The sequence below is a fragment of the Shewanella waksmanii ATCC BAA-643 genome (assembly GCF_000518805.1).
GTDB classification, from domain to species: Bacteria; Pseudomonadota; Gammaproteobacteria; order Enterobacterales; family Shewanellaceae; genus Shewanella; species Shewanella waksmanii.
Genome location: NZ_JAEH01000035.1, coordinates 1 through 25,311, shown reverse-complemented (window position 1 = coordinate 25,311; position 25,311 = coordinate 1). Strand labels below are relative to the sequence as shown.

25 protein-coding genes are annotated in these 25,311 nt (G+C 44.0%); 15 read left to right on the top strand and 10 right to left on the bottom strand.

Annotated elements, in window-relative coordinates:
- Positions 1 to 104: 104 nt before the first annotated feature.
- Positions 105 to 3,248 carry a DUF748 domain-containing protein gene (locus tag L865_RS0113995; protein ID WP_028773810.1) on the bottom strand — a complete coding sequence of 1,048 codons (3,144 nt, stop codon included), beginning with the start codon at positions 3,246 to 3,248 and terminating at the stop codon, positions 105 to 107.
- A gap of 162 nt (positions 3,249 to 3,410) precedes the next feature.
- Between L865_RS0113995 and L865_RS0113990 the strand changes: the two genes are divergently transcribed.
- On the top strand, positions 3,411 to 4,406 hold the full coding sequence (locus L865_RS0113990; RefSeq protein WP_028773809.1) for a 2Fe-2S iron-sulfur cluster-binding protein: 996 nt from the start codon (positions 3,411 to 3,413) through the stop codon (positions 4,404 to 4,406).
- Positions 4,407 to 4,415: 9 nt separating this feature from the next.
- Here the strand turns inward: L865_RS0113990 and L865_RS0113985 are convergent, their stop codons facing one another.
- Entirely contained in the window at positions 4,416 to 4,802 is a 387-nt protein-coding gene (locus tag L865_RS0113985; RefSeq protein ID WP_028773808.1) for a VOC family protein, read from the bottom strand.
- Between the two features lie 218 nt (positions 4,803 to 5,020).
- Between L865_RS0113985 and L865_RS0113980 the strand changes: the two genes are divergently transcribed.
- The 9 genes from L865_RS0113980 to L865_RS0113935 all read left to right on the top strand — a co-directional run bounded on the left by L865_RS0113980 (position 5,021) and on the right by L865_RS0113935 (position 11,590).
- Positions 5,021 to 5,440 (top strand): GNAT family N-acetyltransferase, encoded by a 420-nt coding sequence (locus L865_RS0113980; RefSeq protein ID WP_028773807.1) that lies wholly within the window; start codon positions 5,021 to 5,023, stop codon positions 5,438 to 5,440.
- Positions 5,441 to 5,538: 98 nt separating this feature from the next.
- Positions 5,539 to 6,246 carry a DUF445 domain-containing protein gene (locus L865_RS0113975; protein ID WP_028773806.1) on the top strand — a complete coding sequence of 236 codons (708 nt, stop codon included), beginning with the start codon at positions 5,539 to 5,541 and terminating at the stop codon, positions 6,244 to 6,246.
- Between the two features lie 108 nt (positions 6,247 to 6,354).
- Positions 6,355 to 6,705: a VOC family protein gene (locus tag L865_RS0113970; protein WP_028773805.1), complete on the top strand. Its 351-nt coding sequence runs from the start codon at positions 6,355 to 6,357 to the stop codon at positions 6,703 to 6,705.
- 6 nt (positions 6,706 to 6,711) lie between these two features.
- On the top strand, positions 6,712 to 7,059 hold the full coding sequence (locus L865_RS0113965) for a 5-carboxymethyl-2-hydroxymuconate Delta-isomerase (RefSeq protein WP_028773804.1): 348 nt from the start codon (positions 6,712 to 6,714) through the stop codon (positions 7,057 to 7,059).
- Between the two features lie 80 nt (positions 7,060 to 7,139).
- Positions 7,140 to 7,889 carry a substrate-binding periplasmic protein gene (locus L865_RS0113960; protein ID WP_211237700.1) on the top strand — a complete coding sequence of 250 codons (750 nt, stop codon included), beginning with the start codon at positions 7,140 to 7,142 and terminating at the stop codon, positions 7,887 to 7,889.
- Between the two features lie 369 nt (positions 7,890 to 8,258).
- A complete protein-coding gene (locus L865_RS24595) occupies positions 8,259 to 9,704 on the top strand; it encodes an RCC1 domain-containing protein (protein WP_028773801.1) in 1,446 nt (481 codons plus the stop codon).
- A gap of 149 nt (positions 9,705 to 9,853) precedes the next feature.
- The gene (locus L865_RS0113945) at positions 9,854 to 10,330 is read left to right on the top strand and encodes a DM13 domain-containing protein (protein ID WP_028773800.1); all 477 of its coding nucleotides are present in this window, start codon (positions 9,854 to 9,856) and stop codon (positions 10,328 to 10,330) included.
- Positions 10,331 to 10,470: 140 nt separating this feature from the next.
- On the top strand, positions 10,471 to 10,806 hold the full coding sequence (locus tag L865_RS0113940) for a zinc ribbon domain-containing protein YjdM (protein WP_028773799.1): 336 nt from the start codon (positions 10,471 to 10,473) through the stop codon (positions 10,804 to 10,806).
- Between the two features lie 73 nt (positions 10,807 to 10,879).
- On the top strand, positions 10,880 to 11,590 hold the full coding sequence (locus L865_RS0113935; RefSeq protein WP_028773798.1) for a class I SAM-dependent DNA methyltransferase: 711 nt from the start codon (positions 10,880 to 10,882) through the stop codon (positions 11,588 to 11,590).
- A gap of 55 nt (positions 11,591 to 11,645) precedes the next feature.
- Here the strand turns inward: L865_RS0113935 and asnB are convergent, their stop codons facing one another.
- The 5 genes from asnB to purM form a co-directional block, all read right to left on the bottom strand.
- On the bottom strand, positions 11,646 to 13,304 hold the full coding sequence (gene asnB, locus L865_RS0113930; RefSeq protein WP_028773797.1) for an asparagine synthase B: 1,659 nt from the start codon (positions 13,302 to 13,304) through the stop codon (positions 11,646 to 11,648).
- A gap of 396 nt (positions 13,305 to 13,700) precedes the next feature.
- Positions 13,701 to 15,344, bottom strand: a complete 1,644-nt coding sequence (locus L865_RS0113925; protein WP_028773796.1) for a M28 family metallopeptidase — start codon at positions 15,342 to 15,344, stop codon at positions 13,701 to 13,703.
- 223 nt (positions 15,345 to 15,567) lie between these two features.
- A complete protein-coding gene (locus L865_RS0113915; RefSeq protein ID WP_028773795.1) occupies positions 15,568 to 16,314 on the bottom strand; it encodes an HAD-IIA family hydrolase in 747 nt (248 codons plus the stop codon).
- A 275-nt stretch (positions 16,315 to 16,589) separates the two neighbouring features.
- Complete coding sequence (purN, locus tag L865_RS0113910) at positions 16,590 to 17,234, bottom strand: phosphoribosylglycinamide formyltransferase (RefSeq protein WP_028773794.1); 645 nt, start codon at positions 17,232 to 17,234, stop codon at positions 16,590 to 16,592.
- Complete coding sequence (gene purM / locus L865_RS0113905) at positions 17,234 to 18,271, bottom strand: phosphoribosylformylglycinamidine cyclo-ligase (protein WP_028773793.1); 1,038 nt, start codon at positions 18,269 to 18,271, stop codon at positions 17,234 to 17,236. Before purM ends, purN begins: the two co-directional genes overlap by 1 nt.
- A 213-nt stretch (positions 18,272 to 18,484) precedes the next feature.
- Between purM and upp the strand changes: the two genes are divergently transcribed.
- The gene (upp, locus tag L865_RS0113900) at positions 18,485 to 19,111 is read left to right on the top strand and encodes a uracil phosphoribosyltransferase (RefSeq protein ID WP_028773792.1); all 627 of its coding nucleotides are present in this window, start codon (positions 18,485 to 18,487) and stop codon (positions 19,109 to 19,111) included.
- A gap of 103 nt (positions 19,112 to 19,214) precedes the next feature.
- Here upp and L865_RS0113895 read toward each other — a convergent pair whose 3' ends face one another.
- A complete protein-coding gene (locus L865_RS0113895; protein WP_028773791.1) occupies positions 19,215 to 20,534 on the bottom strand; it encodes a Na+/H+ antiporter family protein in 1,320 nt (439 codons plus the stop codon).
- Between the two features lie 412 nt (positions 20,535 to 20,946).
- Here L865_RS0113895 and L865_RS0113885 point away from each other — a divergent pair, with 412 nt between their 5' ends.
- Positions 20,947 to 21,552 (top strand): peroxiredoxin C, encoded by a 606-nt coding sequence (locus L865_RS0113885; RefSeq protein WP_028773789.1) that lies wholly within the window; start codon positions 20,947 to 20,949, stop codon positions 21,550 to 21,552.
- Positions 21,553 to 21,667: 115 nt separating this feature from the next.
- On the opposite strand, the gene L865_RS0113880 is transcribed toward L865_RS0113885, so the two are convergent.
- Positions 21,668 to 22,243, bottom strand: coding sequence for an aspartyl/asparaginyl beta-hydroxylase domain-containing protein (locus L865_RS0113880; RefSeq protein WP_028773788.1), 576 nt, complete (start codon positions 22,241 to 22,243; stop codon positions 21,668 to 21,670).
- A 261-nt stretch (positions 22,244 to 22,504) separates the two neighbouring features.
- Between L865_RS0113880 and L865_RS0113875 the strand changes: the two genes are divergently transcribed.
- Positions 22,505 to 23,236: a substrate-binding periplasmic protein gene (locus L865_RS0113875; RefSeq protein WP_028773787.1), complete on the top strand. Its 732-nt coding sequence runs from the start codon at positions 22,505 to 22,507 to the stop codon at positions 23,234 to 23,236.
- Between the two features lie 68 nt (positions 23,237 to 23,304).
- On the opposite strand, the gene rnt is transcribed toward L865_RS0113875, so the two are convergent.
- On the bottom strand, positions 23,305 to 23,973 hold the full coding sequence (rnt, locus tag L865_RS0113870) for a ribonuclease T (protein WP_028773786.1): 669 nt from the start codon (positions 23,971 to 23,973) through the stop codon (positions 23,305 to 23,307).
- Between the two features lie 146 nt (positions 23,974 to 24,119).
- On the opposite strand from rnt, the gene L865_RS0113865 reads away from it, so the two are divergent.
- Both L865_RS0113865 and L865_RS0113860 read left to right on the top strand, forming a co-directional pair.
- Positions 24,120 to 24,989 (top strand): flagellar protein MotY, encoded by an 870-nt coding sequence (locus tag L865_RS0113865; RefSeq protein WP_028773785.1) that lies wholly within the window; start codon positions 24,120 to 24,122, stop codon positions 24,987 to 24,989.
- 96 nt (positions 24,990 to 25,085) lie between these two features.
- A partial coding sequence (locus L865_RS0113860) for a helix-turn-helix domain-containing protein (RefSeq protein ID WP_028773784.1) occupies positions 25,086 to 25,311 on the top strand: 226 nt, incomplete at its 3' end.

Genomic DNA, 25,311 nt, shown 5'->3' with positions numbered 1-25,311 from the left:
TAGCTTAAGCGGCATCATTGTTAAAGACTGGTATGAGTTATTTGTTTGCTGTAGCAAAACACGCTCAATAGCATCAGCTATTTTATTAAATTCACAACAAGACGTTATTGGGCATCTAAGGTTAATTGCGCGATGGCCTCACTGCTAATGGTATCAACTTGGCTGTCCAGCAAAAATATTCTTGATGCCGCAATGCTTTGCTGGTCAACGAGATAAGCTTTGACAGCTTTAGCACGCTGCGCGGCCAGTTGCCCTAGTTGTGCAGGGGAGATATCAAGTGTGTTGAGGGTGAGGTTATACATGGCAATATGCCACTGGCGTAATACCTGCTCCTCGCTTATCTCTGCTTGTTGATTGTCTTGTTTTACCTGCTCAAGTAGCAACTCAGGGGCTTGCTGTGTTTGCTGGGTATACAAGCGTTGCAATGCATTAGATAGTTCACCACTGGTGGGGATATTACTCGCTAACAACGGCTCTTGATTGCTGTCACTGTTGGCTTGCCCGGCCATAGTAAATAGTTGTTGGTTGAGTGTTGCTTGTTTCAACGCAGCGCTATCGTCAAGTGCATTCACTGCGCCTTCAACATTAACCATCAGCTTAGGCCGGTCGGTTAACGCCTTAGCTAATGTTGCAAGCTTAGATTGCTCATAGTCATCTATTTCACTGTTGCCTGCAGCAAAACTTACTTTGTCTAGCTGCTCATCTTCACCAAACAAGTCACCTAGCAAGGCAAAAGGCGCCGTGACCGCTTTAGTAATAATATTTGTAAAGGCGGTCAGAATGACGCTGCCGATGCCAAACTCAGGGTCGTTGACATCACCAGAGACATCCACGCCAAGGTCAATAATACCGTGGCGGTCTTGCAACAAAGCTATGGCTAAGGTCACCGGCAATGTAGTGGCAAGGCTGCTATCTGTTGGCTCACCGAGTTTAAGCTGATCAACAATCATGTGATTACTACCAACAAGCTGGTTGTCTTGCAATTGATAGTTGAGATCTAATGACAGCCGGCCTTTATCTATATAGTAGCCCGCATAAGTCCCTGAATAGGGGTTGACCGACGTGAGTTCAACATGTTTAAAACTCAAGTTAAGGTCTAAATAGGGATTGCTCAGTAGTGGATTAAGTTTACCTTTTAATTTTACTGGGGCGTATTTATCTATTTTGCCGTTAATATCGACGCGGGCAATGCTGTCTGCATTGGAGTTGATCTCAGATATTTGACCGTTCACTTGCTCAATACTGGCCGCAAATTTAGGGCTGAGAGAGTTATCGGCAAAAAATGTCGCCCCATCGCTGACATTAATTTGAGCTATTGCGATTGTAAGAGGCTGCGGGTCTTCCGTGGTGCCTTGGGGCGCAGTTGTCGAGGCCTTATTAGCGTTGTCTTGGGCCGATTTTTCATCGCTGATGTTTGATGGTCCGCCTTCGCTGTGGCGATTGACAATAAGATCGGCAAAATTTGTTTGCTTATCTTCTGCAATAACGATGCGGGCAAATGGTTGCATTAAGTCAATAGAAGCAATGTTTAAGCTTTTTTGCTGCAGATTAAAATCGGCTTGGTTAAGCTGTACTTTTTGCCATTCTAGTAGGGGTAAATCTTGTAGCTTGTCTTGCACCTGTAAGTTATCAATGCTGGCGTCCAAATTAACTTGTGCTTGTTGGCTCAAATTACTCACAAGCTGACTGTTTACCGATAAGTCACCTTGTTTAAGATCGATATTAAGGTAAGGACTCAAGTAAGGTTGTAATGCGGCCAAGTTGAAATCTTTTATAGACCAGTCTGCTTGTAATTGAGGGGTACGGACATCTAGCGCGCCTGCGCTATTAAATTGTCCCTGCTGGTTAATGTTAAAACTCAGTTGGTAATCTATCGGATCAGCTAACTTGTCGGTAAAACTGCCTGTCGACAGTTTGAAATCAGTGATTTCCCATAAGCTATCATTTGCGATTTTGTTATCGGTTAAGCTAGCGGCATAATCACTGATTTGCAGTTGGTTTACTGCGATTGACCAAGGTAGCTCAGGTATATCAAATAAAGCCGAGTTTTCAGCCTGAGAATGAACTTTTTCAGCCTCTGTGTCTGGAGCTGTATTTGCAGCAGCCTGCTTGCTCACAGCAGGTGATTGGTTATTTTTGAAATTGAAATCTTTTTGTAAATTAAGTCCTTGCTGAGATAACGTGGCGTGAACTTGTAGGCCGTGACTGCTGATTTTACCGATATCAATACTGCGCTGATTGGCATCAATGTTGATTGGCTGCACCGCAATACTGCTAAGTGAAACAAGGTCACGAACGCCATTAACCCAATGTAAATCATCCACCGCAAGACTGGCATTATTGAGATTAAAGCCAATAGGCTGAAGCGGGTCTTGTTGCTCGAACAGGTTAAAATCGGTTTCAAAGCTTATGCTGCCAGTTTGCAGCTGTGCGTCTACCTGCTTATCAATAAATGACCAGAATTGTGTTAAGTCTACTTTTGTGATGGCTAAGTGACCCTTTACAGACAAAGGTTTAAGCTGCACTCGCCCTTGAGTCGCAACGCTGCCACCTTTTGCGCCTGTGAGTGCGATATCAAAGTGATTGCCCGTTTGCTGGTTACTTAGCGTCGCGCGCGTATCGAAGGATTTGATATCGATATTAAGGTCGGGGTAATTGAGTCCGGTTCCTAAGGTGAGGTTATGATAACTAAGGCGTCCTTTCTCGATACTAATATTATTAACTAAAACATGGGGTAAGGGACTGTCATTTTTAGGCTGAGCATCTTGTTCGGCTTGGGTTTGCTCCTCTGATGTTGGGACTGTTAGTTTGTCGATAATATCGGAAAAATTGAATATTAAACCGTCCGTGTGATCATTAAAGCTTTCAATATTAACGTAGGGGCCTTGTAACTTGACGTTGTTAATACTCAATGCCATTTGGCTAAGTGAATGCCAAAAACGTAAATCGAAACTCAATGCACTAAAGCCAACAAAATCAGCGCTTGAAGTTTCATGGATAGCAAATTGACTTACCTGAGTGTCGAAGGTAAACGGGTTAATTGTAATGTCCCCCAGCTTTACAGGCCTGCTGAGTCGCTCCGACAGCGTATCAGGGGCATACTTTTTAACCAGGTAAGGGGTGAGTTGATTGACTGAGAGTAAAAATAGAAGGTAAAAAAGTAACAAAAAGCCGATATATCGCTGATACTTAGGAATGCGCTGATACATGAGTTGAATTCTAGCGCGACGAGATTTGGGTGTAGACATGGAAACCTTTTATTTATCTATTTAATCTAAGCTGCGATAAGGTCTAATCGGATGATACACAATGACCTACAAGATAACTTTGTTATTAAAATGAATGCAATGGCAATTATAGCAGCCAAGTTTTGTTTTCAAAACATCATAATGTAACCATGGTTTAAACAGATGACACAATTTTTTTTAGATGGCCAAGCGTTTGATTCGCTAGAAGATGAATCCGTTTTGGACAGCTTGATTAAGGCCGGCCACAAGTTAAATTTCTCTTGTAAAAAGGGCGTATGTAAAACCTGTCTCGTGCAACATGTAGGTGGTCAGTTGCCAGTGGGGGCACAGCGGGGGCTGGACCTAGCGCTGAAAGAGCAAGGGTATGTTTGTTCTTGTTTGTGTAAACCAACAGATGGATTAAAGTTTAAATCGGTGATGACCCAAGATCTGTTTATTAGTGCCTCGCTACTTAGCAAGAAATATTTGTCGGAAAGTGTGGTCGAAGTAACGCTAAACCTGAGTAAGCCTATCAACGGCCGGGCTGGGCAATATGTTAATTTTCGCCGCTTTGATGGGTTGACTCGCAGTTATTCATTGGCACCAGGCAGCCATGGGCGTCAGGCTGTCGTTCACGTGCGGCGCAAATATAATGGTCAGTTTAGTGATTGGTTGTTTCATCGTGCTGGCAACGGTGAGCAACTGCTTTTACAAGGCCCATTAGGGGCTGCTTACTACCAACAAGGATATAGTGCTGATACTTTGGTCATTGTCGCCTGTGGTACAGGTTTAGGGGCGGCTTATTATATCGCTCAAGAGGCGATAGAGCAGGGACATCAAGGTGATATTTTCTTGTACTATGGCACAAATGATATTGCTGAATTATATCAACATAGTCAGCTAATGCAGGCAAGTTTACGCCATCGTCAGTTGCATTATCTTGCTTGCATTACAAAAACGCCGCAGGGTAATTTGCCGGGTAAAGTGGTGGTTGCCGATCCCTTTGACGAAGCCGCTAAAAATCATCAGTTTGATCGTCAACACCGAGTGGTATTGTGTGGCGAACCTAGCTTTGTCAATGCAAGTCGTAAAGCCGCCTTTCTTAATGGTGTTCCTATTGATAGAGTGCATGCTATCGCGTTTGAATATAAAGACTTGCGCGCTAGAGAGCGAGCTTAGTCCTAATGACTAGTCAGCTTGGTTGTTATAGGTGATTGCAGCAATAATTGCGCCTTGAGGGTCTTTAATCCAACAGAAGCGACCAATTTGAGGAATATCTTCGGGGCCGTATAGCAATTCGCCGCCAAGTTCTTTAGCTTTAATTGCAACATCATCTACGCAGTTAACCGTGACGTAGCCCGTCCAGTGACTTGGGGTATTGGGCTGAATATTATCGCAAATCCCACCAATTCCTTGGCCATCGCTCTCAATGACATAGTACGGACCGTGGGGCAGACTCAGTGTTTTAAAAGACCAGTTAAACACCTTGGTGTAAAACGCAATGGATGCATGGGGGTCATTGGAGCTGAGTTCGTGCCAACTGACGGCACCATTGGTGGTAAATGCAGAGGTCATATCAATCATTCCTTGGTAAAAGCCGATGACTTTAGTGTAGTCGACAAACATTATTGCACTAGTTTATGATGGGTTTTTTTGTTGATAAATTAGTACAAAAATCAACCTATTCTATGATTAGACTGCGATGACTATTATGCTAAGGTTAAGTTGAAAAAAGGATATAAGGTTCGCATTCACGTAGCTTTCGCTGCCATAACTATTATCAAGGATGGTATATGTTTTTTCGCATCGCAATCGATGAAGATTTAAAGTTGCTAGCCCCACTTTTTGATGACTATCGCTGTAGTCTTGGGCAGCCAAGTCACCCAGAATTAAGCCAGCAGTTTATTTCTGCACGATTGTCTGAAAATGATAGTGTGATTTTTCTGGCATTTGTTGAGCAGCAGTTGGTCGGTTTTATTCAGCTTTACCCGTCGTTTTCCTTTTTATTGCTAAAACCGCTGTGGTATTTTGATGATTTGTATGTCGATCCGGGGTTTCGTGGCCAAGGCATAGCGAAACAATTAATCGCTAAGGCAAAGGAGTTGGCCGATGAAACTCAAGTACTTGCTGTTCGACGTGACAAGCTCAATAGCCCAGGATTTTTACCTATCGAGATAGATAGCCTCGATGAGGTATTGTGCGCAGTGTCCTAATCAAATTTCCGCTTTACCAAGCGAAGCGAACTTGTAAGACCTATAACGCCATGTGGTAACATATGGCGTTATTTTTTTGGTGATTGGGGAATTTAAGATTGAACAAAAGTGTTGTTACTAACGTTATTGCGGCTTTATGTATTGCCGTGGGTTATTTTTTACAACAGCCGCTTGTATTGAGCGTTGGTCTGTTTGCCTTTTCTGGGGCTTTGACCAATTGGTTAGCAGTGCACATGTTGTTTGAGAAAGTACCAGGGCTTTATGGCTCTGGTGTCATCCCAGCACGTTTTGAACAGTTTAAGCAAGCGATAGCTGATTTAATGATGGAGCAGTTTTTTACCAATGAGAATATTGATCGTTTTTTAAGTCAAAATGGTGATGGCGCGATGAAAATCGATTTAGCACCAGTGATTGAAAAAGTCGATTTAGACCCTGCTTTTGATGCTTTAGTGGTCACTGTCGAGCAATCATCGCTAGGCGGGATGTTAGCAATGTTCGGTGGCAGTGATGCTATCACACCGTTAAAAGAGCCTTTCGTTAACAAGATGAAAGCCTCTTTGGTTGAGATTGCTCAAAGTGACAAGTTTTATGAGTTAGTCAAAGATGAACTCGAGCAGCCCGATGTTTTGGATGACATGCGCAGCAAGATTGAAGAGATTGTCCAGCAGCGCCTTAGCGAACTGACGCCACAATTAGTCAAAGAGATCGTACAACAAATGATAAAGGAGCATTTGGGCTGGCTGGTCATTTGGGGTGGTGTTTTTGGTGGTCTCATTGGTTTATTTGCCGGTTTAGTCAAGCTATAGCCTGTGTCGATATGCCGTGTGCTCAGGTTGATACTACTGAGTGAATAATGTGCGAGTTAGGCTAAAGCTTGCTATGCTCAAAATAGAAAAAAGAGTGGGAACCTTAATATGTCTGCGCATAACAAAATCAACTATCTAGAGCTTCCAAGTCAAGATTTAGCCTTAACAAAGTCCTTTTTTAAAGCCGTGTTTGGATGGGGATTTATTGATTATGGTCGAGAGTATACCTGTTTCACCGAAGCGGGTTTAAATGGCGGATTTTATTACTCAAGTTTGCAAGCCCGAACCGAGTCAGGTTCGGTGCTTGTCGTGCTCTACAGTGACGATTTAGAGGCAACACAGCAAAAAATCATAGCAGCCAATGGTTGTATTACTAAGCCAACGTTTGATTTTCCCGGTGGACGACGGTTTCATTTTAGCGACCCCAACGGTAACGAGTATGCCGTTTGGACGGAGTAGCGTGTTATGCCACATTGTGTCGTTGAGTATGCTGAGTCGATGCAAGCTCAGTTTAATATGCAACAAATTATCCATGAAATTCATCACGGTGTTATTGCTAGCGGTTTGTTTGAAGCCGCAGCGGTAAAAACCCGAGGTTATGCTGCGCCGCATGCCTTTGTTGGTCATCTTGAAGAAGGGCATTTTATTCATATCCAGCTTATCATTATGCCAGGGCGTAGTTCTGAACAAAAACAACATCTAATGCACACTGTCTATCAGGCTATAGCTGAGTACACCCAACAGGTCGACAGTGTAACCATGATGGTTTCGGACATTGATAAGCCACATTATTTTAAAGTGTTAAAGGGTTAATCGTTAGCAGGTACTGGTGATGAGCTTAATGCAAAAATAGTCATGCTCTCACCGTGAACAGGACAGGGGAGTTGTGCAATTTGAGGCTGTGCGCTTGGATAGCATTTCTAGTGGTGATTAACTTTCCGGCTTGGGCAGCGCCCAAGTTACGCTTGTGTGTTGATCATTACCCGCCGTTTCAGATCATTGAAGATGAGCAGGTAACCGGAGAGAATGTGGTCGCTGCACGACTGTTCGCACAGTTGATAGATCATGAGTTGGTGATAGAGCAAAGCCCGAATTTTGCCCGTTGTCTACGTATGTTAGAAACTGGCAATGTGGACATGGTCGCCGGTTTGATTCAACAGCCACAGCGAATGACTTATGCACATTTTTTACCATTTAGGCTCGATAGCGCCTATCGATTTATCAGTGATTTAACCGTCGCTGATATCCATCAATATCAAGCATTGCATCAACACACCATTGGCGTCTCGCGTGACACTTTTTACTTTGAACGGTTTGACCAAGATAAACAGCTTAGGAAAGTCGTGGTCAACAGCATCGACATCGCGATGAACATGTTGCTTAAAGGACGCTTCGATCTATTAATCGCCCCAGAAATTACCCTCGCGAGTTTACAGCGTCGATTTCCTCAATTTGTAGAACGACTTAAAGTACACCCTTATCAGTTTCAAGAGCAGCGGTTAATCTATTTTGGTGTGAGTAGAAAGCATAAGTTAAGTATTTCAGATATACAGCTGCAAAGAACTATAGAACAAGCTTACCGAGAACAAGAGTTCCAAAAAGAGATTGAACGGTTTATAGAATCAAACGTAGATTGGTATTAGTCACTGGCTGTCAATGACGACTTGTTAAGCTCTTTAGTCTGAATAGATGTTCTCCATAATTGCTTCTTTTTATAATGTCTCAGTGTAATCGCTTCGTTAGATAGCGATTCAAAGATAGATAAAACTTGTATTATTTTAGCGTAAATTTGACCTGTTAGTCCCATCAATATTAACAATATCCTGCTTAATTTAATTGGATGAAGGATTATTGCCGCCATTACTCTACCAATTTTCTGATGTGAAGCTATACACAGCTAATTTATTGTTTTAGATACAATTTGAAACACCAAAAGTGATCTGGGTCACATGTATAAAAATTAAACAGTTTAATATCGGTGGGGGGTGTAACTGGTACTAAGGACATTGAAAATGCATAGAGTAATCAGCTTAGTAAGTTGTGTTGCAATAGTTTTATCCATATCGGGTTGTAATGATTCTTCAGACAATGAAGTTTCACTCGATTCCCCACCTACAGTAGCGTCAAATGGCAATGCTTTTGTAGCGTTGCATGCTGATGGAACAATCACTGCTTGGGGGAATGAGCACTATGGAGGCAACATACACTGCGGCTTTCCATGTCGAGGAGTCGCAAATGAACCGAAAGATGTGATTCAGGTTGCTTCAATAAGTGATGCATTTGCGACCGTTAACGGGAGTGGTAGTGTTAATTTTTGGGGAATGGAGAATTTTGATGTTGGCTATGATGAAATAAAAAGGCAACTGAACAATGTGTCTCAAATAGTGACAACTAGCGCCACGAATGGCGGGGCATTCGCAGCGATGAAACAAGATGGTACGGTTGTGCTTTGGGGCGCTAGCGACTGGGGGGCGCATAATGGAGGTCAAACTCTGGAGAATATTAGTAGTATCACTGCAAGCTATAACAATGGCGGGGGCGCCTTTGCAGCTATTAAGCTCGATGGAACAGTGATCACATGGGGCAATCCATATAATGGTGGCGATTCTGGGACTGTGAGTGGTGATCTTCATGACGTGATAAGTATTACTGCAACTGGAAGTGCTTTTGCTGCATTAAAGCGAGATGGAACCGTAGTTGTATGGGGTAATGAAGGCTCTGGAGGAGATGCAAGTTCAGTCGCAAGTGAACTTAATGATGTTGTTGATATTATTGCTAGTGAAGCAGCTTTTTCTGCACTAACAGGATCGGGAGATGTCATATCATGGGGGAACAAGGATTATGGTGGCGATCCACATTGTGATGATGGCTTTTTTTCATTTTGTACGCCAGCTTCGTCTGAGTTAACCAACGTTATCGACATTGTGACCAATGGGGAGTCTTTTGTTGCGATAAAATCTGATGGCAGTGCGGTTAGCTGGGGAAATAGCACCAAAGGTGGAAACAGCAGCGACGTTCAAAGTCAATTGGTCGGGGTGACCGACATTGCTGGAAATAGCGGAGCTTATGCAGCTATAACAGAAGGCGGGAAGGTCGTCGCCTGGGGGAATGATAGCACTGGCGGTGATCCATACTGTGACATTAATACACCTTTCAGCGACTGTTCTCCAGCAAAAGCTGAGTTAAGCGATGTGGTTTCCATCGTTGGCAATAATCAAGCCTTTGCTGCGATAACTGCCAGTGGCAATGTTCTCACTTGGGGTGATGCTAGCAATGGTGGAGACCCTTTGTGTGAAAAACAAGTCGATTTCGTCTCGTGTGCTAAAGCGAGTTCAGCATTGACTGAAGTGATTGATGTTGTTCCATCTCGGGGAGAAGGCGGGAGTGCTTTTGCCGCTATAAAATCTGATAACAGCATCATTGCTTGGGGAAATTCAGATCATGGCGGAAAACAATAATGTTAGCCAATCATCATTTGGATCGTATCATTGATTCGAGTCCCATAAGTCAGCTTTATATTTTTCGATATTGGTGCTAAGCCACTTTAAATCGCTTTGGCAATGGGCTATTTTAACTGACTAAATTCCCTGTTGCTAAAGCGTAGTAAATGAAGCCAATTGTCGTCGTTCTCTTGCTTATCAGTCACGCCATCATTGCCATGATGGGCTTTGCTGCTGGGATATATGCGTTGCCTATTCTAACAGCGCCTGAGGCACCTAAAGATCAAGTTATACAACAATTAGCGCGTGAGGTTCGCTTTGAGGCCGAACTAAGGCGTGATTTAGTCGACAGTGATATGTTGCATTGGGGCGAGGGGCGAATTGTAATAGGCGCTGAATCTATCTCTTTATTGGGCTCATTAGCACCGGGGCCAGATTATCGTTTGTACTTATCTCCAGAGTTTGTCGAAACAGAAGCCGATTTCAAACGTTTAAAATCGACGATGGTCAATGTCGGGCCGGTGAAGACTTTTAGTAATTTTATCGTGCCTATTGCGGATAACATTGAGCCGGCAGACTACACAAGCGTTATCATTTGGTGCGAATCGTTTGGTGAGTTCATTAGTGCAGCGCGGTATCAGTAGATAAGATTCTAATTGACGGGGCAATGGTGCTCCTTATACCGCTTGTATGGCTCATACATTAGTGATGAGCTAAGTTGGGTATGTGTCACCTAGTGATTGTTATCTGCAGTAAGTTAGTTTTTATTTTTATAGGAAATTTCATGTCGTTACCCCCATGTCCTCATTGCCAGTCAGCGTTTGTGTATCAGGACCAACAGCTGATGATCTGCCCTGAGTGTGCCCATGAATGGGACCCACTAGAGAGCGATGAAGAGGAGCTGATACAGGTCAAAGATGCCAATGGAACTTTGCTTGCCGAAGGCGATAAAGTGACACTGGCGAAAGATTTAAAGGTAAAAGGTAGTTCCCACGGATTGAAGATTGGCACCAAAGCGTTGATAAGGCGAATATTCGATAGCAAAGATCATCAACTTGATTGCCGTGTTGATGGTGCGGGAGAGATATTAATTACCGCTAAGTTTGTCAAAAAGGCTTGATAGATGGCGGCAATCAACATGGTTTGGCTGTGATGACGGCCTTCCAATTCAACTGCAATTTACAGGGGATATCATGAAGCCTATTGAAATTGCCGCAGCTTACGATCGGCTGACTCACCTTTGGAGCAAAGATAGCTTTAATCATCAAAATGGCCTTAGTGCGTTAAATAAAGCTATCGGGTTTGTTAGTCACAAAACTAAGCTGCCACCCAGTGACTTAGCTAGTAGCGCTGCCGATGGAGATACCGACACTGCAGCTCAAACGTCACCGATGACCAGGAAGTTTTTAACTGCAATAGATATTGGTTGTGGTTGCACTGGGCGATTTAGTCAGTTGCTAGATGAACATCAATTTAAAGTCACAGGTCTAGACATTTCGACGCAAATGCTCCGTTTAGCTAAACAACGCCATATTGCACTAGAGCTTACTGACGTCGACTTTATTCAAGCCGACATTTGTCTGCAACCATTGTCGCAGCAATATGATTTGATTATCGCTTGGGATAGCATTTGGCACGTTCCGTTAACCGAGCAAGCTAAGGTGTTGACCCATATTGTAAATAGCCTGACGGATGGCGGGGTGTTTATTTTCTCTTTTGGTGGCACTGAGCAAGCGGGCGAACATGTTGATGATGCGATGGGGCAACAAGTGTATTACTCATCTTTAGGCACCGCTGGTTTTGTTGGGCTGTTTAATACATTAGGGTGTCAATTGCGGCATTTGGAGTTTGATCAACACCCAGAGTTACATGCCTATATGATAGTGGAAAAAGTGACTAAATGATCACCTAAGCTGGCGGCAACAATCGATTACCAGCCAGCTTAGATAATATGCGGTGTTAGTACGCGCTTTCGTGTACAGATTGAACAGCACGCCCTGATGGGTCAATAATGCCTTGTAGGCTTTCATCCCATGCTAGTGCTTCAGGTGTTGAGCAGGCGACAGATTTCCCTCCGGGTACTGTCTCTGCTGCGCTTGCTAATGGGAAATGCTCCTCAAAGAACACACGGTAGAAGTAAGCTTCTTTGGTTTCAGGTGTGTTGTAAGGGAAGCGGAATTTCGCGTTAGCCAGTTGCAGATCATCAACCTGTTCAGCGGCGTGATCTTTTAGACCATCAATCCAGGAGTACCCCACGCCATCACTAAATTGCTCTTTCTGGCGCCAAGCGACTTCCTGTGGAAGTTTATGCTCAAAGGCTTGACGTAATATGTGCTTTTCAATCTTGCCATCTTTTGACATTTTCGCTTCAGGGTTGATGCGCATTGCGGTATCAATGAACTCTTTGTCTAGGAAAGGTACACGGGCTTCCAATCCCCAAGCTGCCATGGCTTTGTTTGCTCGTAAGCAATCAAATAGGTGTAGCTTATCCAGCTTACGTACCAGTTCTTCGTGGAACGCTTGGGCATTCGGCGCTTTATGGAAATACAGGTAGCCACCGAATAACTCATCCGCGCCTTCACCAGAAAGTACCATTTTTATGCCCATGGCCTTAATTTTACGTGCCATCAGATACATAGGGGTCGCGGCGCGAATAGTGGTAACATCATAGGTTTCAAGGTGATAGATCACATCTTTAATGGCGTCTAGTCCATCTTGGAAGGTAAAAGTGATCTCGTGGTGAATCGTGCCAATGGCATCGGCAACTTTTTGCGCTGCGGCCAGATCTGGAGCCCCTTCGAGGCCTACTGCAAATGAATGCAACTGTGGCCACCAGGCGCTACTTTCGCCATCATCTTCAATACGGCGCTTGGCAAAGGTTTGCGTAATCGCTGAGATAACCGATGAATCCAGTCCGCCAGAAAGCAACACACCATAAGGGACATCAGACATCAATTGGCGCTTCACGGCCGCTTCTAGTGCTTCTCTTAACTGTTCAACACTGGCTTCATTGTCTGCTACGGCAGCATATTCTTGCCAATCGCGTTGATAATAGTGTTGGTAGCCCGATTTAGTTAGGTAATGTCCCGGCTTAAACTCTTCTACTGTTTTACAAACAGGCATCAATGCTTTCATCTCAGATGCGACATAAAAGTTGCCTTCGGCGTCGCGGCCAGTGTAAAGCGGAATAATTCCCATATGGTCACGGCCAATTAAGTATTCATCTTTGCTCTTGTCATAGAGCACAAAAGCGAAAATGCCGTTCAGCTTATCGAGGAAGTCTACGCCATACTCTTGGTACAACGCTAAAATAACTTCGCAGTCTGAGTTAGTTTGGTAGGCGTACTTTTCGCCAAGTTGCGATTTGAGTTCTTTATGGTTATAGATTTCGCCATTGACCGCTAAAATGATTTGTTCATCTTGGCTAATAAGTGGTTGCGCGCCGTTAGCAACATCGACAATTGCTAGACGTTCATGGGCTAGTATTGCGTTATCGCAGCTATAAATACCTGACCAGTCTGGGCCGCGGTGGCGTAGCAGTTTGGACATTTCCAAGGCTACTTGGCGCAGCGGTGCTGCGTCTGATTGGATATCTAAGATAGAAAATACTGAACACATATGGCACTCCCAACAAAACTCTATAAATCTGTATTGGTTGTTACTGTGACAGCATTTTGCTCAATTGCCAAATATCAAATTGATAAAAATTGAGTATTTACAGGGTGTTTTGCATTGATAATCCATTTTTGTGGTTTCAAAAATGTATTATCAATAATTTTTAGTGGGATTTGTTGGGGTATGTTTGATTTTTCGGTGTTGATTGCCAGCTTGATTGGTTATTTATCAATGTGACTTAAAAAACTGCTGTTTGGTTAATAATTTTAGTAATTTGAGCTGTCTTTTGATTGGTTGACTAATTATTAAACAATAAGCGCCATTATGGCGCTTATTGTAAAGGTGATAATTTCGCTTATCGGCAATACTGCTTATCACATTGGGTCGGCATTAAGCCCGTTACTCTTGTTTGGCCGGTCTTAGGTGATGAAATTCTGTAGCGGGGTAATAACCTGGCCAATCACTACTATTGGCAAGCTGATGCGCCACTTGATAGTAAATGGCGAGATCTTGCAATGCACCTGAAAGATCCCAATCGGCACGATATTCATCACAGACATTGTGATAACAGCCCTTCATTTTTTGCTTCATCGCCGCTTTATAAGCCGCAGTCGCCTCGTCAATGGGCTGGGTTCCGCCACCGGCAAATACTGCAGGTACCCCTTTTTGTGCAAAACTGAAATGGTCTGAGCGGAAAAAACCACCGGATTGGGGATTTCTCTCACTAACAGCGGTTCGGTTTTGACTCACCAGCGCGGCTTCAAGGTAAGTCTCAAGTTCTGATTTACCTTTACCCACAATCGTATAGTCCTTGGTTTTTCCGTAAACATTGGTGCTATCTAAATTGAATACGGCAACAGATTTGTCGATAGGGTAAATAGGGTTAGCAGCATAGTAGCGTGAACCAAGCAAGCCTTGTTCTTCACCTGTGGTGGCTATAAAGGTAATTGAGCGATCGTTCGGGTGGCCTTGCTTTGCTTGTTGAGAAAACTGACGGGCAATTTCTAGAATGCCTGCAGTACCAGAGGCGTTATCTAATGCACCATTGTATATCTTGTCACCTTGCTTGCTATCATCAACGCCGATATGGTCCCAATGGGCAGTGAACAATACATGTTCATCAGCAGCGGCTTTTCCTGGTAGTGTCGCGACCACATTATAGCTGTCGGTAAAGGTCGCACTGTTAGCAAACGCAATGTCGGCCGTTTGGTTCAAATCGATGGCGATCGGCGCAGCAGCGGCGCGGTCCATTAAGGTGTCTAAAGATAAACCCGCTTTGCTAAATAAGGCTTGGGCTTGTGGTAGCTGAATCCAGCCTTCGATCTGCACACGCTGATCCATGACTTCTTGGCTGAGGACTAAATCTTGTTGTGGGCCAGTCCAGCTGTTTTCTACCACCGACCATGGGTACGATGCGGGTTTGGTGTCGTGAATGATAATTGCGCCTAACGCACCTTGTCGGCTAGCCTCTTCAAATTTATAACTCCAGCGGCCGTAGTAGGTCATGGCTTTGACATTAAACCGTGATAACTCTGGCTGAGCGAAACCAGGATCATTGACGAGCATAATGGCAATCTTGCCTTTCATGTCGATCCCTTGGTAATCGTTCCAATCATATTCTGGTGCATTAACCCCATAACCCACAAACACCAGCGGAGCCTGGCTAATGTCAATCTGCTCATTTTGGTGACGACTACTCAGAACGATGTCTTTACGGTAGCTTAAATCGATACCCGCCATTGTGATCGACTGATTTTCAGATGCGGTATAACTGACCATAGGTACAGCTTGTAGAAAGCTGCCCTGATTGGCGCCGACTAACCCGGCTTGTGCAAAAGCATTACTCAGATAGTCTAAAGTGAGTTTTTCACCATGAGTGGTGGGCGCGCGCCCTTCAAATCGGTCGCTAGAGAGAATTTGGATATCATCTCTAAATCGTTGGTCATCAAAGTTTGGAGTGAAATGTTCGCTGCCTGTATCTGAGCTACCTTGACTGCATGCACTGACAACCATTGCAGCGCAAAGAGGTATAATATGTCGCATGTTTATTCCCGTAAAATATTATTATTTTTTGTTGTTTTTAATTATCGATTTTTATCTGTAGACACCGTCTATGCGGTTGTAGGCTATCATGACCGAACACCTTGCTATGATGCAACGTGCACAGTTTACTAAATTGTTACGCAATATTGCGCGTGAGGGAATTAACGTGAAAAATCAGTGGTGAAACGCAGGCAAGCCCGTGTGGTTGCCTGCGTGCTATGGCTTAGACAATATCAATGTCACCGGCGCAATCAAAGATATGGTTAGGTCTAAAAGGCTCTTTATCGATGTCGCTAATTTGACTCACACCGCTGGTAACCAAAATAGTTTCAAGGCCTGCTTGAAACCCCGCCAAAATATCTGTGCGCATATTATCGCCAATGATGACTGTATTTTCGCTATGGCCATCAATATGGTTCAATGCTGAGCGAATGATCCAACTGCTTGGTTTACCTACATAAAATGGTTTGCGACCAGTGATTCGCTCGATTGGTGCACATAATGCGCCGCAAGCTGGGCTATGCGCAGGACCATGGGTATCAGGGTTGGTTGCAATAAATCGTGCGCCATTGGCGACAAATTGTGCCGCTTTATGGATCATATCCCAGTTGTAAGAACGTGTTTCACCCACAATCACAAAGTCAGGATTGATATCGGTAATGGTAAACCCAGCCTTGTATAGTTCGTGGGTCAAGGCTCCTTCACCAATCACATAGGCTTTGCTACCGCTTTGATGTTTAAGAAAGTCAGCCGTTGCCATGGCGGCAGTATAAAAGCACTCTTCGGGCACATTAATACCTGCTGCGCCCAAACGGTTTTGTAAATCTTTACCCGTTTGTACTGGATAATTGGTGAGAATGACCAGTGGATTGCCTTGCTCTACAATGCGGTGGATAAAAGTATCGCTGCCAGGAATGAGTTGATTGTTGTGCAGTAAAACACCATCGATATCGCAAATAATATTTTTCATCGGACCTTCTATGTTCATCTGTATTGTGCAGCATGAGAGCTTTATCTAATGACAAATACCGATAAAACACAATGACTTTTACTGTTTTAAGATTATTTTAGCTTTTGATTGGTATCGAAAACGAGAGATTTTACTGATTTGAGCGACTGTTAATGTACGAAAGTGCAGGGAGGTTATGTGTTGTCTGATGCCTAGAAACATTAATAAAAAAAGGCACTGATTGCTCAAGTGCCTTTTTATTAAAATTTTGTTGCTAATTAAAGCGGTATCGCGAGTTAGTCTGCTGCGTAGCCACGTTCATCGAGGGCGGTATTGTCTAAATAGGCAATACCGTCATGCATGTGCAATCGTTGCTGGCTGAACCATTTAACCACTAATGGATAAATGGCATGTTCTTGCTCATGCACACGCTCGGCCAAGACAGTGACATCGTCTTCGGCATAAACCGGGACTTTTGCCTGCAAAATTACCGGTCCGGAATCCAGCTCTGGCGTAACAAAGTGCACGCTGGCACCATGTTCAGCATCTTTAGCTTCGATGGCACGTTGGTGAGTATGCAGGCCTGGATATTTAGGTAGCAATGATGGGTGGATATTAATCATTTTACCTAAGTATTGAGTGACAAATTTGTCACTCAAAATGCGCATAAAGCCCGCTAACACGATAAGATCAGGTTGATACTTCTCAATGGCGGCACTTAAGCGCAGATCGTAGTCTTCGCGAGACTCGCCTTTATGCGCTATCACACAACTGGTATCGATTTCACTGTGGTGAGCTCGAACAAGTCCATATGCATCAGGCTTATTGCTAATAACACCTACAACTTCAGCGTTAAGGTGATCATCGCATCCATCAATAATGGCTTGTAAATTACTGCCATTACCTGAAATCAATACTAATACGCGATAGCACTGGGGCATTACACTATCTCCACTTGCTCTTCGTCACCATTGCGCGCGGCAATGCTACCGATTAGCCAAGCGTTTTCACCTTCGGCGGTAAGTAAAGCGAGTGCGCTTTCAACTTGTGCTTCAGGTAGGGCAATGATCATGCCCACACCACAGTTGAAAGTACGGTACATTTCAAATTCTGCAATGTTGCCGTTTTCCATTAGCCAGTTAAATACTGTTGGCCACTGCCAAGAATCGCCTTTTACAACCGCTTTAGCGTTGTCTGGTAGTACGCGAGGGATGTTTTCCCAGAAGCCACCACCGGTGATGTGCGCCATTGCGTGTACATCGTTTTGTTCTAGCAGCTTAAGTAGCGGCTTAACATAAATTTTAGTTGGCTCAAGTAAGTGATCAATTAACGGCTTACCTTCAAGTGAGGTTTGTGGATCCGCTTGACTGACTTCAAGAACTTTACGAATAAGCGAGTAGCCATTTGAATGCGGACCGCTAGAACCCAATGCGATTAACGCATCTCCTGCAGCCACTTTTGTACCATCAAGTACTTCATCTTTTTCTACAACACCAACACAGAAGCCTGCAAGATCGTAATCTTCGCCTTCGTACATGCCTGGCATTTCAGCTGTTTCGCCACCGATAAGTGCACAGCCTGATTGGGCGCAACCTTCGGCAATACCATTGACAACTGATGTCGCTGTTTCTACATCAAGCTTGCCAGTAGCATAGTAATCTAAGAAGAACAGTGGCTCTGCGCCAGCGACAATCAGGTCGTTAACGCACATAGCAACAAGGTCTACACCTACGCTGTCATGCTTTTTATAGTCAATGGCCAGTCTAAGCTTGGTACCGACACCGTCTGTGCCAGAAACTAGAACTGGATGTTTGTACTTAGTTGGTAGCTCACACAGAGCACCAAAACCACCTAGGTTGCCCATAACTTCTGGACGGTGGGTACGTTTAACAGCAGATTTAATATTGTCTACTAGGGCGTTGCCGGCATCGATATCAACACCTGCATCTTTATAGCTTAGCTGGGTAGGAGTGCTCACGGAGGATCCTCTCGGGTACATCGTTATTGGATTTTATGCGGCGCTATTCTACCAGCTTGTTCGCAGCCTCGAAAGTGATGATTGCTATTTATCAAAAGGACTTGGGTCACGATTTAGTGTGTTTGTAAAACTTTATGTTTTCCATTGTGAACAAATCTACTAAAATTGCTTCAATTTGATGGTAAAACTCGCCAAATACATCAGGAGAATAAGATGAAAGTTGTTGAGGTTAAACACCCTTTAGTACGTCATAAAATAGGATTAATGCGTGAGGGAGACGTAAGCACTAAGCGTTTTCGTGAGTTAGCTGCTGAAGTAGGTAGCTTATTGACCTACGAAGCGACTGCTGATTTTGAGACAGAATTAGTCACCATCGAAGGTTGGAACGGCCCGGTTGAAATCGAACAGATCAAGGGTAAAAAGGTCACAGTGGTACCGATCTTACGTGCAGGTCTTGGCATGATGGATGGCGTACTTGAACATATTCCTAGCGCTAGAATTTCAGTCGTTGGTATGTACCGTGATGAAGAAACCTTAGAGCCGGTTCCTTATTTTGAAAAGTTAGCCAGCAATATGCCTGAGCGCATGGCGTTAGTGGTTGATCCTATGCTTGCAACAGGCGGGTCAATGATATCGACCATTGACCTACTTAAAGAACGTGGTTGTAGCGCAATAAAAGCGTTAGTGTTGGTTGCTGCGCCGGAAGGGGTTAAAGCACTAGAAGAAGCACACCCAGATGTAGAACTATACACTGCATCAATTGATCGCTGCCTCAATGAGCAAGGGTACATCTTGCCAGGCTTAGGTGATGCCGGTGATAAGATTTTTGGTACTAAGTAACCATTAATATGATGGGGAAACCCACGCTAAATTGATAAATAAAAAAGGAGCCCATTGGCTCCTTTTTTGTTGACTCTAACCCGTGCTAAATAACGAGACTTGCTTAGAGTACCATGGCTGCAATCCAACCAAATACCAATAACGGAATATTGTAGTGAATAAAGGTTGGGATAACACTGTCGCGTATATGGTCATGCTGACCATCGGCATTCAAACCCGCCGTTGGGCCTAGTGTTGAGTCTGAGGCTGGCGAACCTGCATCCCCAAGCGCCGCCGCTGTTCCTACTAAGGCAATCGTTGCTGGCACAGAGAAGCCAAAGGTAATGGCAAGTGGTACATAGATAGTGGCAATAATAGGGATGGTAGAGAATGACGAGCCAATCCCCATGGTGATAAATAAACCCACCAGTAACATAAGAAAAGCGGCTAAGGCCTTGTTGTCGCCTATGATGTCGCTCAGTGAGGCGACAAGTGTGGTGACATCACCGGTCGCTTTAACTACCGCTGCAAAGCCCGCTGCCGCAATCATGATAAAGCCGATATTGGCCATCATGCGCACGCCTTGGTTGAAGATATCTTGATCAGCAACATGGCTCAGTGCGCCAGAGAAACTAAAGATAATAAAGCCGATTAGCGCGCCAAAAATCATTGAGCCAGTATAGAGTTGTACTGCCAACGTTGCTGCAATTGCCACTAGAGAGATAGCGATATTTTTGCCACTAATTTGCTGCTGTAGTTCTTCAGTTTCAACATCGTTGGCTTGATATTCACGGGGTTTACGGTAACTGACGAATACCGCAACCAGTAGACCACAAATCATGCCCAAAGCCGGGATAAGCATTGCCGATGGGATCTGTTCGCGCACTGCATTAAGATCGTTGCTATTAAGGTTAGCAAGTAAGATATCGTTTAAGAAAATGCCGCCAAAACCTACGGGTAAAATCATATAGGTGGTCACTAGACCAAAGGTCAGCACACACGCGACCAAACGTCTATCAAGTTTGAGTTTTGACATGACATGCAGTAGCGGTGGAATCAAAATAGGGATAAATGCAATATGGATGGGTAGCAAGTTTTGCGAAGATACTGCCATAGCCAGGATGGCGAACAGCAGTAACCATCGAACGCGCTTAATATTGGTTTGGCTTTGCTCTTTGCCCAGTGCACCAATTACTTTTTGTGATATTAATGTCGTCAATCCTGAGTGGGAGAGGGCAACGGCAAATGCACCTAGCAGCGCATAGCTCAAGGCAATTTGTGCTCCGCCACCGAGTCCAGTGTTAAAGGCATCAACAGTTTGTTGAAGATCCATGCCCCCCATTAAGCCCGCAACCAACGCACTGATGGTTAGAGCTATCACAACATTTACTCGCGCAAGACTCAGGCCCAGCATTAAGCAAACGGCAACAACAACAGCATTCATATATTTATACTTTCTAATTTTTAGTTTGATTAAGAGGCTATTCTTGCCAGTAAAAGCACAATATGTCCAGTTTCAAGCGTATTTATATGAGATATATCAACGCATGTTAGACAGATGTTTTAATGCTGCGCCCAAAGGTAACGCCTTGGTCAAACTTATATCTCACGGTGCTAATAATATGTTGTTGAACACCATAGGCATGATAGTGCCGCACAAACTCTAATCCCTGTATTACGTAGGGGTTTAGCGACGAAGTTGGCTGATAATGGTGCATTTGTGAGCCAGTTCGATGAATATTTATTTAAAAGAGTGATATTCATCGCAAAACCCTTGTGCAAGATTAAACACTGCCTATAATGCCAATATATTTAAAACGAAAAATCGTTTTTCAATCCATAGATGGAGATATAAAATGAGCGTATTAGTAGGCCGTCCGGCTCCTGACTTCACTGCTGCAGCTGTACTTGGTAATGGCGAAATCGTAGATAGCTTTAACCTAACTGAAGCGATTAAAGGCAAGCCAACGGTAATTTTCTTTTACCCACTAGATTTCACTTTTGTTTGCCCTTCAGAACTGATTGCTTTTGATCACCGTATGGATGAGTTCAAAAAGCGTGGTGTTGAAGTGATTGGTGTTTCTATCGATTCACAGTTCACTCACAATGCATGGCGTAACACGCCAGTAGACAAAGGCGGTATTGGCCAAGTTCAATACACACTTGTTGCTGACGTTAAGCACGAAATCTGTAAAGCATATGATGTTGAGCATCCAGAAGCTGGTGTGGCATTCCGTGGTTCTTTCCTAATCGACAAAGAAGGCCAAGTTCGCCATCAAGTGGTTAACGATCTGCCACTAGGCCGTAACGTTGATGAAATGCTACGTATGGTTGATGCACTACAATTCCACGAAGAGCATGGCGATGTATGTCCTGCTGGTTGGGAAAAAGGTGACAAAGGTATGGACGCAAGCCCAGAAGGTGTTGCATCTTACCTAAACGACAACGCTGACTCGCTATAATTCGAGTCCCAGCGATGTACAATTAAGCCGCAGAGATGCGGCTTTTTTTATGGGCGAAATCCCATTTTTAAGCTAGTTGGCTAAGCTATGGCCGACAGCTAATTATCACGTCTTGCTACTGCAGTTTTAGTTGGGTCGCGAGCCAAAGGTTAATTTCAGCATCTATTACCAGATGAACTCTATCTTCGGCGCTGGCATTGCTGACCGAATGAGGGTCACTCAATCGCAAGTACCAGCATTCACCAGCATGCATGGGAACTGAATGTGAGTTGAGCCTAAAATCTATATTAGCGTTTGTTGTGATAGGGATATGCAATCTAGCTTTACCGTGTTCACTATCTAAATCATGGTCAACATGTTCTAACACATTAGATTGTGCCGCCAATTTCATTAACCGTACATTAAGTATCGGGCAGCGAAAATGGTTCAATACCGCCTGAATATACGGCGCTTGTTGCAGGTAGGGTGTGTTTTTAAATTCGGTGCTGGTGGGGTCAGAATAGATCATTTTAATTGGATGTTGAGCGTTGGCGTCGCAGCGAAGTGCTATCGCTTGCCAGTCTCCCTGATAATGTTCAGCCACAAAGTGATCAGTCCATTGGGCTGAGGTGATCAAATCTAAGTTCTGTTTTAACTGTTTAGCATCAAACTCGAAGGGGAGTTTAACTCTATCTGGTAGGGTAATATTCATACGGCCTAGCTCCCTGTGGCACGGTGTTGATAGCAAAATCCGTTTTAGCCCGACAATCATTGTCTGACTCTCATAGTCTAGTTGGTTTCACTTAATCTGGCTCATTTTGACCCTTATTAGCAGCATAATGCAGACTTTTGTACTGTTGGGGTGTTATGTTATTAATTAAGGTAGCATGTTCATCTGTACAATGTGCCGATGTTGGTAGTATCACCTGATGGTTTTGATTGTTGATTGGGCGACAGCTGTAGGGAGGCAGAAATGTTGAAATGGGTTGTGATGCTAGTGTTGTGCTGGTCATCATTTCAAGCACATGCACAGCCGCTAAAATATAATGTGAATGCCTCGAATACTTGGTATCCCTACTATATTGGCGATCCCGAAGCCCCCGGGATCATGGGCGAGTTAATTCCAAGAATATTTACCCAAGCCAATATCGATATCGAGAAAATCAATCTTCCGCCTAATCGAACCAATAAAGCACTTGATACGGGAGAGCTCGATTTTGATGTAGTCAGTCCAAGCTGGTTTAGTCATCAGGATTTGGGGCCTAATTTTGTACATTCTGAGGCGATATTGCCGATAGTCGAGCGCATTGTCGTGCTTGAAGAGAATAAAGCTGATTGGCAAGATATTGAGCAAATTTATGATAAGCGCATAGGTACGGTTAGAGGCTACCTGTATCATGATGACGATCGCTTCGTTCGTGCTGATTTTAGCTCAGAACGAGAGCTGATAAAGGCATTACATAAAAAGCGTATAGACGCCATTATAAGTGGCGATTTGCCAGCGCTTTATTGGTCGCAACAGTTAGGCCTGCACGTTGAATTGGCAGCTGTGCATTCAGATGGCGATTTAGTGATTCGATTGCGCAAAGAGCATGCGCATATGTTGCCACAAATTAATCAAGCGATAGGGCAGCTCAAACACAATAAGGTTGTATCGCAAGTCATTGCCAAATATGTGGATATGCAAAACCCGGTGTTTCGTTAGCAGTCAATCGTGGTATGAAAAAAAGCCGCTGTAAATTGACAGCGGCTTTTTGTTGTTTGTGCTTGTGACTAGCACGCATCGCCGTCGGATTGCGACTCTTCGGCTACTGCAAGTGGCCAGCCGCCTAACGCCTTCCATTTATTGACAATATGGCAAAATAGCTCGGCAGTTCGCTCAGTATCATATAGCGCCGAGTGTGCCTCTTTATTATCAAAGTCGATACCCGCAATACCACAAGCTTTAGCAAGAACGGTATGGCCTAACGCTAGGCCTGATAGCGCTGCGGTATCGAAAGTTGCAAACGGGTGGAACGGCGTTCGTTTTAGGCCATTACGGTCGATTGCTTTGGTGACAAAGCCGTGATCGAAAGCGGCGTTATGGGCAACAATAATACTGCGGTGGCAGTCACTGGCCTTTTGGGCTTTTTTCACTTCTTTGAAAATCTCTAAAAAGGCTTCTTTTTCCGATACGGCACCACGTAGTGGGTTGTTTGGATCGATGCCATTAAATGCTAGTGCCTCAGGTTCGAGGTTAGCCCCTTCAAATGGTTCAATGTGGTAATGTAGGGTTTTATCTAATACTAATTCGCCTTGTTCGGTCATTTTTAATAAGGTGACGGCAATTTCGAGCAGCGCATCGGTTTGTGCATTAAAGCCTGCTGTTTCTACATCAATGACCACAGGAAAGTAGCCACGGAATCGATGATTAAGTTTGTTAGCGTCGCAAATATCGCTCATTAAAATGTCCAATTTATTAGCAGGACGCTATTATGAGCTAAGATGTAATTGGTTGTCATGTTTGATTGATGATTATTTAGGCTAAAGGTTCAGGAAAGTGTGCCGATAGGGTTAAGTAACGGCAATAAACGAAGAGTGCAAGGAATATGTGGTTAAGAGGGTTACTAGCTTGTGTAGTATGTCTGCCTTTGACGGCTCAAGCAGAGTTGCGCCATTATGTTGCATCACTGGACCAATCAAATTGGCGTATTAGTGATAATACCCCCATTGTATGTCGCCTCGAACATGAAATCCCCTCTTATGGTAAGGCTGTGTTTACCAGCCGCGCGGGAAAAGATCATGATTTGAATTTCTCATTGGATATGTGGGTTAAACCCGATGCAGTGACAGATGCCAAATTAATGAGTTTGGCACCGGCATGGCGACCAGGCGTTGTGTCGAAGAAAATTACTGAGCTGACCTATCAAAAATACTTTAGTGGTGAAGTGCCTAAACAAGCAGCGTGGTCGATGCTTGCAGAGTTAGAGCAGGGGATGCAGCCGACTTTTTATTATGCGGATTGGTACAATCAATCAAACAAGATTGCCGTGGGATTATCAGCGGCTAACTTTAGCCGTCAATACACCCAGTTTAGAGCCTGCCTTGCTAATTTATTGCCCTATAGTTTTGAGGATATTGCCTTTACGGTTTTAACCTATGAATTTGGTGGCGCAGAATTAACCCGCTATTCAAAAGCGCAGATAGCCAAAGTACAAGAGTATCTGTCTTATGATTCAGATGTGGAGTTGGTACTCATTGACGCCTATACCGACAGTTACGGCGGCCGCTCAGTAAACAAAAAAGTTTCAGAAAAACGTGCGGAATCTGTAAAAGAGTTTTTCTTGGCAGCGGGCATTCCTGATGACCGTATTTATACCCAGGGCCATGGCGAGCGCAAACATGTCGCATCAAACAGCACCATAGATGAACGAGGCCGAAATCGACGCGTGGTGATTAGGTTAAGTAAGCCAATGTAGCACTAAGTTTATCTGTAAAGCCCAACATTAAGTTGGGCTTTTTTGTGTCTGACGTTGTCCCGTCCTGAGATAAGTTGACACTTTGGAGACTTATCTATGAAACCTTCGAGCACAATTAGCATTAAACGTACACAACGTGATTACACATTAGGCTTTAAATTAGCCGTTGTCAGTCAAGTAGAAAAAGGCGAGCTAACCTATAAGCAAGCTCAACAGCACTACGGTATTCAAGGTCGAAGTACGGTCCTTACATGGTTAAGAAAGCATGGTAGATTAGACTGGACGCAACCCATAGAGCACTCTCCTATGTCTAAATCTAAAG

Excerpts from the sequence above, each read along its gene's own strand:
- L865_RS0113995 (WP_028773810.1), bottom strand. The coding sequence starts at position 3,248 with ATGTCTACACCCAAATCTCGTCGCGCTAGAATTCAACTCATGTATCAG.
- L865_RS0113990 (WP_028773809.1), top strand. The coding sequence starts at position 3,411 with ATGACACAATTTTTTTTAGATGGCCAAGCGTTTGATTCGCTAGAAGAT.
- L865_RS0113985 (WP_028773808.1), bottom strand. The coding sequence starts at position 4,802 with ATGACCTCTGCATTTACCACCAATGGTGCCGTCAGTTGGCACGAACTC.
- L865_RS0113980 (WP_028773807.1), top strand. The coding sequence starts at position 5,021 with ATGTTTTTTCGCATCGCAATCGATGAAGATTTAAAGTTGCTAGCCCCA.
- L865_RS0113970 (WP_028773805.1), top strand. The coding sequence starts at position 6,355 with ATGTCTGCGCATAACAAAATCAACTATCTAGAGCTTCCAAGTCAAGAT.
- L865_RS0113965 (WP_028773804.1), top strand. The coding sequence starts at position 6,712 with ATGCCACATTGTGTCGTTGAGTATGCTGAGTCGATGCAAGCTCAGTTT.
- L865_RS24595 (WP_028773801.1), top strand. The coding sequence starts at position 8,259 with ATGCATAGAGTAATCAGCTTAGTAAGTTGTGTTGCAATAGTTTTATCC.
- L865_RS0113945 (WP_028773800.1), top strand. The coding sequence starts at position 9,854 with ATGAAGCCAATTGTCGTCGTTCTCTTGCTTATCAGTCACGCCATCATT.
- L865_RS0113940 (WP_028773799.1), top strand. The coding sequence starts at position 10,471 with ATGTCGTTACCCCCATGTCCTCATTGCCAGTCAGCGTTTGTGTATCAG.
- L865_RS0113935 (WP_028773798.1), top strand. The coding sequence starts at position 10,880 with ATGAAGCCTATTGAAATTGCCGCAGCTTACGATCGGCTGACTCACCTT.
- asnB (WP_028773797.1), bottom strand. The coding sequence starts at position 13,304 with ATGTGTTCAGTATTTTCTATCTTAGATATCCAATCAGACGCAGCACCG.
- L865_RS0113925 (WP_028773796.1), bottom strand. The coding sequence starts at position 15,344 with ATGCGACATATTATACCTCTTTGCGCTGCAATGGTTGTCAGTGCATGC.
- L865_RS0113915 (WP_028773795.1), bottom strand. The coding sequence starts at position 16,314 with ATGAAAAATATTATTTGCGATATCGATGGTGTTTTACTGCACAACAAT.
- purN (WP_028773794.1), bottom strand. The coding sequence starts at position 17,234 with ATGCCCCAGTGCTATCGCGTATTAGTATTGATTTCAGGTAATGGCAGT.
- upp (WP_028773792.1), top strand. The coding sequence starts at position 18,485 with ATGAAAGTTGTTGAGGTTAAACACCCTTTAGTACGTCATAAAATAGGA.
- L865_RS0113895 (WP_028773791.1), bottom strand. The coding sequence starts at position 20,534 with ATGAATGCTGTTGTTGTTGCCGTTTGCTTAATGCTGGGCCTGAGTCTT.
- L865_RS0113885 (WP_028773789.1), top strand. The coding sequence starts at position 20,947 with ATGAGCGTATTAGTAGGCCGTCCGGCTCCTGACTTCACTGCTGCAGCT.
- L865_RS0113880 (WP_028773788.1), bottom strand. The coding sequence starts at position 22,243 with ATGAATATTACCCTACCAGATAGAGTTAAACTCCCCTTCGAGTTTGAT.
- L865_RS0113875 (WP_028773787.1), top strand. The coding sequence starts at position 22,505 with ATGTTGAAATGGGTTGTGATGCTAGTGTTGTGCTGGTCATCATTTCAA.
- rnt (WP_028773786.1), bottom strand. The coding sequence starts at position 23,973 with ATGAGCGATATTTGCGACGCTAACAAACTTAATCATCGATTCCGTGGC.
- L865_RS0113865 (WP_028773785.1), top strand. The coding sequence starts at position 24,120 with ATGTGGTTAAGAGGGTTACTAGCTTGTGTAGTATGTCTGCCTTTGACG.